This is a genomic window from Brachybacterium netajii (SeqCode) (genome assembly GCF_054114245.1).
Genome location: NZ_JBSYXB010000009.1, coordinates 31,437 through 44,450 on the forward strand (window position 1 = coordinate 31,437; position 13,014 = coordinate 44,450).

General features: G+C 71.4%; 11 protein-coding genes. 5 read left to right on the forward strand and 6 right to left on the reverse strand.

The window, feature by feature from the left end:
• Positions 1-109 precede the first annotated feature (109 nt).
• Positions 110-904 carry a phosphatase PAP2 family protein gene (locus ACXET9_RS14095; protein WP_457887317.1) on the forward strand — a complete coding sequence of 265 codons (795 nt, stop codon included), beginning with the start codon at positions 110-112 and terminating at the stop codon, positions 902-904.
• Here ACXET9_RS14095 and ACXET9_RS14100 read toward each other — a convergent pair.
• Positions 901-1,497, reverse strand: a complete 597-nt coding sequence (locus tag ACXET9_RS14100; RefSeq protein WP_457887318.1) for a 1-acyl-sn-glycerol-3-phosphate acyltransferase — start codon at positions 1,495-1,497, stop codon at positions 901-903. The two genes, ACXET9_RS14095 and ACXET9_RS14100, sit on opposite strands and share 4 nt — an antisense overlap.
• 51 nt (positions 1,498-1,548) lie before the next feature.
• On the reverse strand, positions 1,549-1,998 hold the full coding sequence (gene arfB / locus ACXET9_RS14105; RefSeq protein WP_457887319.1) for an alternative ribosome rescue aminoacyl-tRNA hydrolase ArfB: 450 nt from the start codon (positions 1,996-1,998) through the stop codon (positions 1,549-1,551).
• Positions 1,999-2,215: 217 nt separating this feature from the next.
• Here arfB and ACXET9_RS14110 point away from each other — a divergent pair, with 217 nt between their 5' ends.
• Both ACXET9_RS14110 and ACXET9_RS14115 read left to right on the forward strand, forming a co-directional pair.
• Positions 2,216-3,046, forward strand: coding sequence for a hypothetical protein (locus tag ACXET9_RS14110; RefSeq protein WP_457887320.1), 831 nt, complete (start codon positions 2,216-2,218; stop codon positions 3,044-3,046).
• Positions 3,047-3,087: 41 nt separating this feature from the next.
• A complete protein-coding gene (locus ACXET9_RS14115; RefSeq protein WP_457887321.1) occupies positions 3,088-4,737 on the forward strand; it encodes an ABC-F family ATP-binding cassette domain-containing protein in 1,650 nt (549 codons plus the stop codon).
• 90 nt (positions 4,738-4,827) lie between these two features.
• Here ACXET9_RS14115 and ACXET9_RS14120 read toward each other — a convergent pair whose 3' ends face one another.
• The 3 genes from ACXET9_RS14120 to ACXET9_RS14130 form a co-directional block, all read right to left on the reverse strand.
• Positions 4,828-6,288 carry an MFS transporter gene (locus tag ACXET9_RS14120; protein WP_457887322.1) on the reverse strand — a complete coding sequence of 487 codons (1,461 nt, stop codon included), beginning with the start codon at positions 6,286-6,288 and terminating at the stop codon, positions 4,828-4,830.
• A 338-nt stretch (positions 6,289-6,626) separates the two neighbouring features.
• The gene (locus tag ACXET9_RS14125) at positions 6,627-8,303 is read right to left on the reverse strand and encodes an HNH endonuclease signature motif containing protein (protein ID WP_457887323.1); all 1,677 of its coding nucleotides are present in this window, start codon (positions 8,301-8,303) and stop codon (positions 6,627-6,629) included.
• Positions 8,304-8,453: 150 nt separating this feature from the next.
• Positions 8,454-8,768 carry a DUF2249 domain-containing protein gene (locus tag ACXET9_RS14130; RefSeq protein WP_457887324.1) on the reverse strand — a complete coding sequence of 105 codons (315 nt, stop codon included), beginning with the start codon at positions 8,766-8,768 and terminating at the stop codon, positions 8,454-8,456.
• Positions 8,769-8,856: 88 nt separating this feature from the next.
• On the opposite strand from ACXET9_RS14130, the gene ACXET9_RS14135 reads away from it, so the two are divergent.
• Together ACXET9_RS14135 and ACXET9_RS14140 are read left to right on the forward strand one after the other, a co-directional pair.
• Positions 8,857-9,561 (forward strand): helix-turn-helix transcriptional regulator, encoded by a 705-nt coding sequence (locus tag ACXET9_RS14135; protein ID WP_457887325.1) that lies wholly within the window; start codon positions 8,857-8,859, stop codon positions 9,559-9,561.
• Between the two features lie 71 nt (positions 9,562-9,632).
• The gene (locus tag ACXET9_RS14140) at positions 9,633-12,119 is read left to right on the forward strand and encodes a multicopper oxidase domain-containing protein (protein WP_457887326.1); all 2,487 of its coding nucleotides are present in this window, start codon (positions 9,633-9,635) and stop codon (positions 12,117-12,119) included.
• 25 nt (positions 12,120-12,144) lie between these two features.
• Here ACXET9_RS14140 and ACXET9_RS14145 read toward each other — a convergent pair whose 3' ends face one another.
• The gene (locus ACXET9_RS14145; RefSeq protein ID WP_457887327.1) at positions 12,145-12,942 is read right to left on the reverse strand and encodes a VOC family protein; all 798 of its coding nucleotides are present in this window, start codon (positions 12,940-12,942) and stop codon (positions 12,145-12,147) included.
• Positions 12,943-13,014 lie beyond the last annotated feature (72 nt).

The window sequence follows — 13,014 nt, forward strand, 5'->3', positions numbered from 1 at the left end:
GGGCGGCATCGCCGCTGGTCACAGGAGTATTACGACACGATGTGCCGTCCGTGACGTATCCCTCCGGGGCTGGGATGCGCCTGGGAGCCGACCCTAGAGTGGTCTGCCGATGGCTGCAGACACACGGATCTCCCCTGTTCCCGGGATCGATGCCACCCTCGCACGCGAGCGGCTCGAAGCCCCGAGCAAGGGCTGGATCGCCCGTCTGACCTCCGCCCGGGCCCTCGGGATCGCCTTCGTGGCGCTGTTCCTGGTGGCGGCCGGCCCCTTCCAGCGGGTCGACGTGCTGCTGGCCGAGCGCTGGCTGCGTCGTCTCGCCCCGGACCTCGTGTGGTTCGCGCAGAACGTCCTGGATCGGATCGCCGGCCAGGCGGTCTGCCTGCCGGTCCTCGCGGCGATCGCGATCGTCCTCGCCCGACGACGGCGCTCCTGGCGACCGATCGTGCTGGCCCTGTGCGCGGAGGCCGCGTTCTATCTCGGCGTCGGCGGACTGAAGGTGATCACCGCGCGCGGCGTCAGCTACCGCCACGACCCCGACTTCTTCGCCGCGGGCTTCCTCGCGGCGGGCTCGAAGGGCATCAGCTTCCCCTCGGGCCATGCGGCCGAGTCGATCCTCATCTACGGCATGGGCGCCTATCTCATCGCCCGCTACTCGGGCGTCGCCGATCGCACGATCCGCCTGCTCACCGCGGGCGTCGCCCTCCTCGCCGTGAACTCGGTGACGGTGTCGTTCCTGCTGGGATGGCACTGGACGAGCGACCTCATCGGCGGCATCCTCGCCGGCGGCTTCTTCCTGCGGCTGATCACCGACCTCGACCGTCGCGCGCTGCTGCGCCAGCTCGATCGCCTGATCGGCGCCCCGGACACCTGCGTCCTGTCCGCCGACTGCTCGCTGCGCCGCTAGCGGCTCGTCTCCGTCTCGTCCCGGTCCTCGTCTTCTTCGCGCAGGCGCGGCTCGACCCGGCGCTCGGGGTTCATGCCGGCCTTGTCGGCGTAGAAGGCGCGGATCCGGTCCATATCGGCGCTCACGTCGCCGGTCAGCGCGAACGTCGGTCCGAGGCCCGTGGTCATCGTGGTGCGGTCGACGTAGCCGAGGGTCACGGGCATGCCGGTCGCGCGGGCGATGCGGTAGAAGCCCGACTTCCAGTGCGTGTTGCCGCTGCGGGTGCCGTCCGGCGTGACGACGAGGGAGAAGACCTTGCCCGCCTGGATCCGCGCGACCGCGTCGGCGACGACGCGGCTCGGATTCGAGCGGTCCACCGGGATCCCGCCGAGGGCCCGCATGATCGGTCCGCGCCAGCCGGTGAACAGCGTGTGCTTCCCCAGCCAGCGGATGTCGATGCCCAGCGTCCAGGCGATCCCGAGCATGAGCGCGAAGTCGCCGTTGGAGGTGTGGGGCGCACCGATGAGCACGGTGGGGCGTCCGGGGTGAGGTTCGGTGGCGAGGCGCCAGCGACTCAGCGACCAGAACGCGCGAGAGAGCAGGCGTCGTAGCACGAGGTCAGCATAGCCAGTCCGGCGGTGCGATCGACATGGTCGTCGAGTGCTTCAGTCGAGCGGCGGCCGCCGGCGGTTCCGCTTGGTCTCGCCGCGCTGCTTCTTGGCGGCGAGCCGGCGCCGCTGTGATCCGCGGGTGGGCTTCGTCGGCCGACGGGGCACGGGCGGCGCGACGGCCTCGCGCAGCATCTCAGCGAGCCGTTCCCGCGCAGCGATCCGGTTGCGCCGCTGCGCCCGCTGCTCGGCGGAGGCGACCGTCAGCACGGTCCCGGCGAGCCGTGGGGCGAGCGCCGCGAGCGCCCGCGCGCGCTGCGCCTCGTCGAGGGCCGATGTCGTCCCCAGGTCGAGGCTAAGCTGGACCCGCGAGTCGGCGGTGTTGACGCCCTGTCCGCCGGGGCCCGAGGCGTGCGAGAAGCGCTCGACGAGCTCGTCCCCGGGCACGACCAGTCCGCGCGGCGCCCCGGGGCCCGGAGCGATGCGGATATCGTGCAGAGGGGGCATGGGACGAGTCTCCCAGAGGTGCCCGGATAGGCGGCTGCAGTACTTGCAGTGATATGCAAGACGAAGGCCTGTCGGGTCGGGGGTGTGGGACGCTGACGAGCGATCCGCCGCCTAGAGGGTGATGCAAGTCACGCAAGTGACCAACGGGACGAAATGCAAGTTCTTGCGGGAACTCGGGTGTTAGATAGTGTTGAAATCTTCCGAGGAGAGGGTCACCGTGGAAACTGCAGTCCGTCAGGAGAACACGCCGCCGAAGGCGTCCCGAGTCCCCCGGCGCGGCGTGCTCGCCGCCGCCGCGTGGGCCGCCCCCACGCTCGCCGTCGCCACCGCGGCGCCGGCCATCGCCGCCAGCCCGCCCATCGACCCGCTGACCGACCTCTCCGTCAACGCCCTAGGCGGTGCCGAAGGCCTCAACTCGACCGGCAGCTCCTTCATCCCCGGTTCCACCCCCTCTCCTGTTTCGCCGTACACCGACTTCCGTCGCGCCTTCTCGGTCACGAACACCGGCGACGGATCGTTCACCGGCTCCCTGCGCATCGACTTCACCTTCCCCCGCATGTGGAACCAGGCGGGCCAGGGCGGCGACGCCGACGCGTTCAGCAACTGGAGCACCCAGGACCTCGGCGGCACCGGCGGCGGCAGCATCGGCGGCGCGTCCTCGTGGACGGTCGGGGCGGCTGCGCCGAGTTTCACGCAGAACACCGGCAACTACGCCTGGACCGCGGTCTACCTCCGCAACGACCCGGCGTACTTCACCCTGACGAACGTGTCGCTTCCGCCCGGCGCGACGATCTGGTTCGCCCTCAACGCCAGCATCCCCTTCCCCTGGATCGGCGACCCCGGCGTCTACATCAACCCCGGCAACCCGAATCGCATCTACTGGCGCTCGGAGGTCGACATCACGGCGACCACGACCGGCGGCACCAACCTCGGCACGTACCGCACCCCGGTCGGCAGCTGGACCGACGGCATCTGGTACTTCAATGGCGGCGGCCCCTACGCCTACGACGGCGGTCACGGCCTCTACCCGTCCTACGGCACCTCCTGACCCCTGCCCCGGGCGACCGCCGGCGGTGGGAGGATTCTCCGATGACCGCTACTCTCGTCGCCCACGGCCTCGCCGGCGGCTACGGCCACCGGATCCTGTTCGAGGGGATCGACCTGACCGTCGGCCCCGGTGACGTCCTCGGGATCGTCGGCGCCAACGGCGCCGGGAAGTCGACCCTGCTGCGACTGCTCGCCGGGGCCGACGCCCCGTTGTCGGGGAGTCTCACGCGCAGCCCGTCGGACGCGTTCGTCGGCCACCTCCCGCAGGAGCACGAGCGGGTCGCCGGCGAGTCCGTCGGCGCCTACATCGCCCGGCGCACGGGCTGCGCGGCGGCGACCCGCGCGATGGACGCGGCCGCCGAGGCGCTCGCGGGACCGGACGCGGGTGCCGCCGACGCCTATGCCGCCGCGCTCGAGCACTGGCTCGCGAGCGGCGCCGCCGATCTCGAGGACCGCATCCCCGCGGTCCTCGCCGAGCTCGGCCTCGACATCCCCGGCACCGACGTCGACGCGCTGGCGATGACCTCGCTGTCCGGTGGGCAGGCCGCGCGCGTCGGCCTCGCCGCGCTGCTGCTGTCCCGCTTCGACATCGTGCTGCTGGACGAGCCCACCAACGACCTCGACCTCGACGGCCTCGCGCGCCTCGAGGCGTTCGTGCAGGGGCTGCGGGGCGGCGCCGTCGTCATCAGCCATGATCGCGAGTTCCTCTCCCGCTGCGTCACCGAGGTGCTCGAGCTCGACCTCGTCCAGCGCTCCCATCGGCTCTACGGCGGCGGCTACGACGCCTTCCTCGAGGAGCGGGCGACCGTGCGCCGCCATGCCCGCGAGCAGTACGAGGAGTTCGCCGAGAAGAAGGCCGACCTCGTCGCCCGGGCCCGCACCCAGCGCGAATGGTCCAGCCAGGGGGTCCGCAACGCCATGCGGAAGAGCCCCGACAACGACAGGATCCGGCGCCGCGCGCAGAGCGAGTCCAGCGAGAAGCAGGCCCAGAAGGTGCGGCAGATGGAGTCCCGCATCGCCCGCCTCGAGGAGGTCGAGGAGCCGCGCAAGGAGTGGCAGCTGCAGTTCACGATCGGGGCCGCGCCCCGCTCCAGCAGCGTCGTCGCGACCCTCTCCGGCGCGGTGGTCCGCCAGGGCGGCTTCACCCTCGGCCCCGTGTCGCTCCAGGTCGACGGGGGAGAGCGGATCGGCATCACGGGCCCCAACGGTGCCGGCAAGTCGACCCTGCTGCGGCTCCTGCTCGGGCGGATCGAGCCCGACGTGGGCTCCGCCTCGCTCGGCGCCTCCGTCGCGATCGGCGAGATCGACCAGGCCCGTTCGCTGCTCGTGGGTGACCGGCCGCTCGCGGAGGCCTTCGGGGACCTCGTCCCCGAGCTGCCGCCGGCCGACGTGCGCACGCTGCTCGCGAAGTTCGCCCTCAAGGCGGATCACGTCGGCCGGCCCGCCGCCGAGCTGTCACCGGGCGAGCGCACCCGTGCGGCGCTCGCGCTGCTCCAGGCCCGGGGCGTGAACGTCCTCGTCCTCGACGAGCCGACGAACCACCTGGACCTCCCGGCGATCGAGCAGCTGGAGCAGGCCCTCGAGAGCTACGAGGGCACGCTGCTGCTCGTCACGCACGACCGTCGGATGCTCGACGCCGTGCACGTGGACCGCCGCTGGCACGTCGAGGCCGGTCGCGTCACCGACGCCTGACATGCCCAACGGGGCGGAACCGCGGCTGCGGCTCCGCCCCGTCGGGCGTCGGTCGGGACGATGGAATCGATCGGCGTCTCGGTCGTCGGATCAGTCGTCGGTGCCGGTCGGGATGCCGGCGGCGATGCGGCGCTTCTCGAGGGTGGCGACGTTCTCGTCGATCCGCTTCTTCGAGAGCGGGTACCAGGTGACGAGGATGACGCCGGCGAGGCCGAGCAGGAGCGCGGGGACCAGGGTGGTCAGCGTGTAGATGCCGTCGAGCACGGACTGGGTCTGCACGACGCTCTCGCCGGAGGTCGCGGAGACGTAGCCGATCCAGCCGAGGGCCCAGCCGGAGAGGCCGCCGGCCAGAGCCTGGCCGAGCTTGCGGGCCCACGAGTAGGTCGCGTAGACGGTGGCGTCGTTGCGCTCGCCGGTGCGGATCTCCTGGAAGTCGATCACATCGGTGATGAACGCCCAGATCAGGACGTTCAGCGCGGCGAGGCCCAGCTGCATGAAGGCGAAGCCGACCATGAACACGTACGGGCTGTCGGTGTGGACGACGAACAGCAGGATGCCGGACACCAGGGCCAGGGCCATGCCGACGACGCCGACCTCGCGCTTGCCGAACCGCTTGGCGAGGGCCGTGCCGAAGGGGACCATCAGCAGGGTCGGGAGGAGGCCCACGAAGTTCGCGGCGGAGAGCAGACGGCCGTTGTTGAAGTACTCGTTGAAGGTGTACGAGACCATGCCCATCTGCAGCATCATGCCGACGAGCATGACGAGCGCCGCGGCGATCAGGCCGGTCAGGGCGCGGTTGGAGACGAGCGTGCCGAGCATGGTGCCGATGCCCATCCGCTCGCCCTTCGGCTTCGGCGGCGTCTGGACGCGCTCGATGACGTTCGCGTAGCACATGGCGTAGCAGACGACCGCGAGGATGCCGCAGGCGATGGCCGCGAGCATCATGCGGGTGGAGGAGAGCTGCGAGACGCCGTCGACGTTGATGTAGACCACGAGCGGCAGGATCACGGAGATGAACAGGTTCGCGAGGGTCGCGCCGAGGGAGCGGAAGACCGACAGCGAGGCGCGGTCCTCGGGCTTGCCGGAGATGACCGAGGCCATCGAGCCGTAGGGGATGTTCACGACGGTGTAGGTGACCGAGCCCCACAGCACGTAGGTGATGATCATCCAGGCCAGGCGGGCGCCGTAGTCGGCGTCCTGGAAGATCGGCAGGAACATGAGGATCGCGGCGACGGCGACGGGGACGGCGCCGCGGAGGATCCAGGGCTTGAAGCGGCCCGCACGGCCCGGCTTCAGGACGTCGATGAGGCGGCCGGCGCCGACGTCGGTGAAGGCGTCGAGGATGCGCGCGCCGAACAGCAGCGTGCCGACGTGGGCGGGGTGGATGCCCATCACGTTGGTGTAGAAGATCAGGAAGAACGTGGACTGCAGGATGAACGTGAAGTCGTTCCCGAAGTCCCCGAACATGTACCCGATCTTGTCGCGGAGCCCGAAGGGCCGCGTGCCCTTCTGGTCGTCGGCCACGGGGGCCGGTGCTGCGGCGGTGCTCATCGTGCGCACTCCTGTCTCGTCGTTGAGGCCGGGCACGCGTCGTCGGCATCCCCAGGGGGAGGGGAGGGCGTTCGTCGTGCCAGGGACCCGGTCCGCTGCGATCCTTGAGGACCAGGTGGCAGGAGTCTGCTCCGGGATTCAATCAACAAGCCCGGATTGCCGAGTGTTGCAGGTGCTGTTGCCAGTGACGTGCGCCGTCGACGCAGGGGTGAAGTGCCTGTGACCAGGACGGATCGACTGCAATGTGCTGATGCCGGTTGCCGCCTGTTGCGCTCCGGGCGGGCGGTGGTGGCCATCCGTTGCCATCGGCCTGCTGCCCAGCAGGCCGGTCTCCTCGTCTAGAACGGGGGCGGTCCGGCGGCGAGCGCGAGCTCCCGCTCCGGGCGCGGTTCCGGCGGGTCGGGGAGCGGGTCGTCGGCGTGCTTCTCGAGGAGGCGCAGCAGGTCCGAGGGCTCGGCGTCCGGATAGGCATGACGGATCGCCCGCAGCTCGCGGTCGAAGCGGCGCTCGACGAGATCCTCCCAGGAGCGCATCAGGTCCGCGGCGAGCTCCGGGGTGAGCAGGTCGCAGGAGTCCTCGACATCCTCGATCCGGTGAGTGCCGACGATCCAGGTGGAGGTGCCGTCCGGGTTCCGTTCGATGTCGATCAGTCCGAAGGTCTTCAGCTGGTGGTGGTGTCCGCAGAGCCGGTGGAGGTTCTCGATGCTCGTCGGCCCTCCGCGTTCAGGATGGCGATGATCGAACTCCTCGATATGGTCCATCTCGCCGAAGGTGCCGACGCTGCGGGTGCAGCCGGGCACCGCGCAGAGAGGATTGCGCAGGCGCAGGAACTCGGCCATCTGCTTCGTCGGCGTGTAGCGGTCCGCCGGGAGCGGCAGGAACTCGCCGGTCGCGGGGTCGGTGAGGATCCGGTACCAGGTGGGCTCGTCGGCCGCGATCTCGCGGGCGAGGGAGGCGGGGATCGGGATGGTGCCGTCGATCAGACCGGGAGCGTCCGACAGGCCGAGCATGCTCATCATCGGGACGACGACCTCCATCCGGAACCGGCTCCCGTCGACCTCCACACCGGGGGTCTCGAGGACTGTGCCGGTGAGGATCGCGTAGCGGATCTTCGACAGCGGCAGGCGTCGTCCGCTGCGCTCCGCCTCGCCGTCGAGGTCGAAGGGGATGGGCTCGCCCTCGACGACGGCGTGGCGCTGCTGGCGCTGGACGGCGCGCGCGGCCACGTCGAGGCGGCGGGACACGCTGAGGATCTCGTGGATCGGCCCGGTCACCATGAGGCAGGCGGTGCCGTCGTCGGACGGGTCGATGACGACCTCGACCGAGCGCTTCTCGAAGGGCGAGGAGTCGGAGTGCTTGCGGAACCAGGCGAGGAGGATCGAGAGCTCGCGCAGGAACCGGGTGATCGGGATGTTCGCGAGGTCCCAGTCGGCGACGTACTCGTCGACGATGGCGATCTCGTCGTCCTCGAGCCCGCGGGTGCGGCGGAGCAGGATCTCGAACCACTCGACCGGCAGATGGCCCTTCTCCATCCGCTCGAGCACGCGATGCAGATGGCAGACGGCGCGATAGGCGTCGCGCATCATCCGCGAAGCGCGCGGGATCGTGGTGCGGCGGGCGTCGGCCAGGAGGATCGCGTTGAGGTCGCCGTCGACGGAGTCCTCGTCCCAGAGCTGCGCCATCCGGCGCAGGCGCATGACGTAGGAGAGGGCCTCCCCATGATGGGTCGCGAAGAGATCCTGCGCGATCAGCACCTCGTAGCAGTCGGGGTCGACATGGGAGTTCGCCGCGAAGTCCGCGGGATCCAGCGGGCGGCGCGCCCGGACCGTCCGACGGGGCGGGCGGTCGCCGCGGGAGGTGGGCTCCTCGCTGTCGGCCTGCTCCCGCTCCTTCTCGTCCTGTCCGCGCAGGATGCGCGCGGCGGTCTCGGCGCGCGCCTGGATCTGGTCGAGGATCCCGGGCCCGAAGACGGATTCCACGGGACGCGCCGAGATGCCGTCGGATGTCGTGAGCATGGCCGCCCCTCCCGTTCCCCCTCGCGCAGGCCGCCCCTCGACCTGCGATGATTCCCTCAGAATAGAACCTATGTTCGAATCTGACAAGAGATGTCACAAATAGTGACCTCTTCGTGATCATCGCCGGCTGGGGGCGGCGCGAAGGGGTGGTCAGCGCGCGCGACGCACCAGGATCCGCCAGCGCTCGGGGCCGCGCTCGCGGTACTCGGTCGAGAAGGCGTCGCCGTGCTTCGCCTGCAGCTGCAGGAGCAGCGGGACCGGGTCGTGGGTCGCCGAGATGATCAGTCCCGCCTCGAGGGCCAGGGACTCGATCGCGCCGAAGATCGCCGCGTGGCGGATGGCGTGCGGGATGGTCTGCACGTCGAGCTCGGGGAGGGTCTCGTCGTGCTCGCCGCAGGCGCAGCCCTGCGAGGGCTTCTGGTTGACGACCTCGTCGCGCGAGGTCTGGATCTCGATGTCTGCCATGGCTTCTCCTGGTTCAAGGGGTGAAGGTCGGGGATCGGGCGGGCGCCGCCAGGGGCGACGCAATGCTGAATATATTACACTTCATCCCGTGGAAAATAACGTGGTCATCCGGGAGCCCGGCGAGGTCGGTCCGCGGCGGTCGGCGTCCACCGGGCGGCGCCACAGCTCCTCGCGGGAGCTGATCCTGCGCCTGGTGGAGGCGCAGCGCGCGCCGGTGTCGCTCGCTGCGCTCGTGCGCTCCTCCGGGCTGCACGAGAACACCGTCCGCGGTCATCTCGGCCAGCTCCTCGAGGACGGGTACGTCGCGCGCGGGCCGGCGCCGGCCGAGGGGCGCGGTCGTCCCGCCTGGCTGTGGCGGCCCGTGCGCGCGGAGTCGTCGTCGGCCTATGCGGAGCTCGCCGGCACGCTCGCCGAGGCCCTCGCCGAGGCCTGCCCGGAGCCCGCCGAGATCGCGCGCGATGCCGGACGCCGGTGGGGGCGGCAGCTCGCCGCCGGCCTCGAGCCCGAGCCCGAGCCCGAAGGGGCGTCGGCTCCGCCCGACGAGCGGCGCGCGGTCATCGCCGTGATGGCGGACCAGGGATTCGACCCGGAGGACACCGGGGAGGAGATCGCGCTGCGCCGCTGCCCGCTGCTCGAGGCCGCGACCCGCAGCACTGAGGTCGTCTGCGCCGTGCACCGCGGCATGGTCGACGGCGTCCTCGAGCACCTCGGCTCCGATCCGGGCGAGCGCGTCGACCTGCAGCCCTTCGCCGGTCCCGGCCGCTGCGCCCTGCATCTGCGGGCCACGGCATGAACGGCGCCCGCAGCAGCACGACCGGCACGACACCGCCCCCGCGGCGCGGACCGTCGCCGCGTCTGGCATGGATGCTGCCGGCGGGACTGGCGCTGCTCGCCGGGCTCGATGCGGCGCTGCTCCTGCTCGGGCTCCCCGCCCCGGTGACGACGGACCGGCTGCCCATCGTCCACGGGATGCTGCTGGTCATCGGGTTCGTCGGGACGCTCGTCGCCCTCGAGCGGGCGACCGCGCTCGCGCGCTGGTACGGCTTCCTCGCGCCCGGACTGCTCGGCGCCGGAGCGATCGCCCTGCTCCTCGAGCCGGTCCCGCTCGTCGTGGGCAAGGCGATGCTGGTTGCCGGGACGGCCGCGTTCACCGTCCTGTACGTGCCGCTGTGGCGGCGCCAGCACGACGACGCGCTGCTCACCCAGCTCGCCGGGGCGGGACTCGCCTGCGCCGGAGCCGTGCGCTGGCTCGTCGGGGCGCCGTTCGACCAGGTCCTGCCCTGGCTGATCGGATTCGTGGTGCTGACGATCGCCGCCGAGCGGGTCGAGCTCGCACGCATCACGCTGGGGGCGTCGGCCGGCCGACGCATCCTCCTGCACGGCGCGGGCGTCGTCCTCGCCCTCCTGATCGGCCTGGTCGCGCCGGATCTCGGGGCCGTGGCGCTCGGGGTCGCGCTGCTGGCCATGGTCCTCTGGCTCGTGCGGCACGACGTCGCCCGACGCACGATCCGCACCGCCGGGGCGACCCGCTACATGGCGGCCGCGATCCTCGCTGGATACGGCTGGCTGCTCGTGGCCTCCGCGCTCCTGCTCGTCGGCGCACCGCAGGGGAGCGCCTACGACGCCGTCGTCCACGCCGTGTTCCTCGGCTACACGATGTCGATGATCATGGCCCACGCCACCACGATCCTCCCGGCGGTGCTGCGCATCGCCCTCCCGTACCGTCCGGCGTTCTGGGTCCCGCTCGGACTGCTGCAGCTGAGCCTCCTGATCCGGCTCTGGCTGGGCGACGCCCTCGGCTGGTCGCCCGCCTGGGAGATCGGCGGCGTGCTCGGGGTGATCGCCCTGCTGGTCTTCGTCCTCACGGCGCTGACCAGCGCGATCCTCGGTCCGCCGCGTCCGCGGGAGCGGGAGCGGGAGAGGGAGCGGACGGCGACCCGCCGGTCCGACGAGGCGTCGCGCCTCGGCGGCCGACGGGCCGGCGCGATCGCCGGGGCCGCGCTGCTGGTGTGCGTGGTGGCGTCCGCGCTCGTCGGGATCCCGGGCGTCGGGATCCCGGGCGTCGGCGGAACGGCCGACGGGACCGTCGCCGTGAGCGATGCGCCGGTGCAGCGGGTGACCGTCGAGGCGGCCGATATGCGCTTCACGCCGTCGACGATCACGGTCGAGCCCGGGACGCACCTGATCATCGAGGTCGCCAACACGGATGCGGCGCAGACCCATGACCTGGTGCTCGCGACCGGGCAGAGCACCGGACGGCTCGCCCCCGGCGCCACGGCCGAGCTCGACGCCGGGGTGATCACGGCGGGCACCGAGGGCTGGTGCTCGGTCGCCGGGCATCGGCAGCACGGGATGGTGCTGCAGATCGTCGTCGGCGACGCGGAGGCGGGACAGGCCGAAGCGACCGATCATGCAGGGCATTCCGACATGGACTCCGACGCCGACATGGATTCTGGCGCCTCCCTGGAGTCCGCCGCCTACGACGCGGTGCTCGAGCCGCTGCCGGAGGCCGACGGGCCGACGACCCGCGAGGTCACCCTCGAGATCATCGAGCAGACCATGGAGGTGGCGCCCGGTCGGACGCAGACCGTCTGGACCTTCGCTGGGAGCGTCCCCGGGCCCGTCCTCCACGGACGGGTCGGCGACACCTTCGTCGTCACCCTGATCAACTCCGGGACCATGGGGCACTCGATCGACTTCCATGCCGGATCGCTCGCGCCCGACGAGCCGATGCGGACGATCGCCCCCGGCGAGAGCCTCGTCTACACCTTCACCGCCGACCGGGCCGGGATCTGGATGTATCACTGCGCGACGATGCCGATGAGCACCCATATCGCCGCCGGCATGTACGGCGCCGTCGTCATCGAGCCCGAGGACCTCCCGGAGGTCGACCGCAGCTACGTGCTCGTCCAGGGGGAGCACTACCTGTCTGACGAGACGGACGAGACCGACGGGGCGGGCGAGGTCGATGCCGACGCCGTCGCCGCCGGGGAGCCCGATCTCGTGGTGTTCAACGGGCGGGCGAACCAGTACGACGAGGAGCCGCTGACCGCGGTCGCCGGGGAGCGCGTCCGCTTCTGGGTGCTCGACGCCGGGATCGAGCGCGCGAGCAGCTTCCATGTCATCGGCGGACAGTTCGACACGGTCTGGAGCGAGGGCGCCTACCTCCTCGAGCGTTCGGAGGACAGCGGATCGCAGGCCCTCGCGCTGCAGCCCGCCCAGGGCGGGTTCGTCGAGCTCGTGCTCCCGGAGGAGGGGACCTATCCCTTCGTCTCGCATCTGATGCGGGACGCCGAGCGCGGAGCCCACGGGCTCCTCGAGGTCTCCTCCTCCGGGGGAGAGGGCGGGTGAGAGCGAGGGCGAGGGGCGCCGCCGATCAGTCCGGGACGGCCTCGCTCATCGCGCACAGCTGGAAGGTCGCGCCCTCCGGATCGGCGACCGTCGCGATGCGGCCGAAGGGGGAGTCGATCGGCCCGTCGAGGACGGTACCGCCTAGCTCGCGGACCCGCGCGAGAGCGGCCTCGCTCGAGGCCACCCCGATGTACATCCGCCAGCCGGTGGCCTCCTCGGGCATGATCCCGGTGGCGTCGCACAGGCCCCAGCTGGCCTCGTCGCCCGTGCCGTTGGTGGCGTAGCGGGGGCCATCCTCCATGGGCTCCGTCTCGCCCATCGGCGCGAGGCGGGCGTCGACGACCTCCGTGTAGAACGCGGAGGCGTCGTCGAAGCGGTGGGTCATGAGCTCGAACCACACCGGTGAGCCGGGGGCGCCGGTGAACTCGTAGCCGTCCATCTCGCCCGCCTCCCACAGGCCGATGAGCGCGCCCGTCGCATCCAGCAGGACGGCCATCCGCCCCAGCGGGCCCACGTCCATCGGCTCGAACAGCACGGTCGCGCCCGCGGCCGAGGCGCGCGCGACCCGAGCGGCGACGTCGTCGGCCGTGAGATAGACGCCCCAGGCGGAGGGGACCGGCTCGCCGGACTGATCCGGGATCCCGGCCGCGGCCATCATGCCGCCGACGAGCGCATCGCCGTTGCGGATGATCCGGTAGTGGCCGAACTCCTCGCCGGCATCCTCGAAGGTCCAGCCGAACAGGCCCGAGTAGAAGGCCTGCGCGGCGTCGAGATCCTGGACGGATGCGTCGATCCAGGTCGGGGTTCCTGTGCTGCGGGGCATGATTCCTCCTGAGGTCATGGCTCCTCCTGCGGTCACGGGCCCGGCGGGCCGCGTCGCACTCCACGCTAGGAG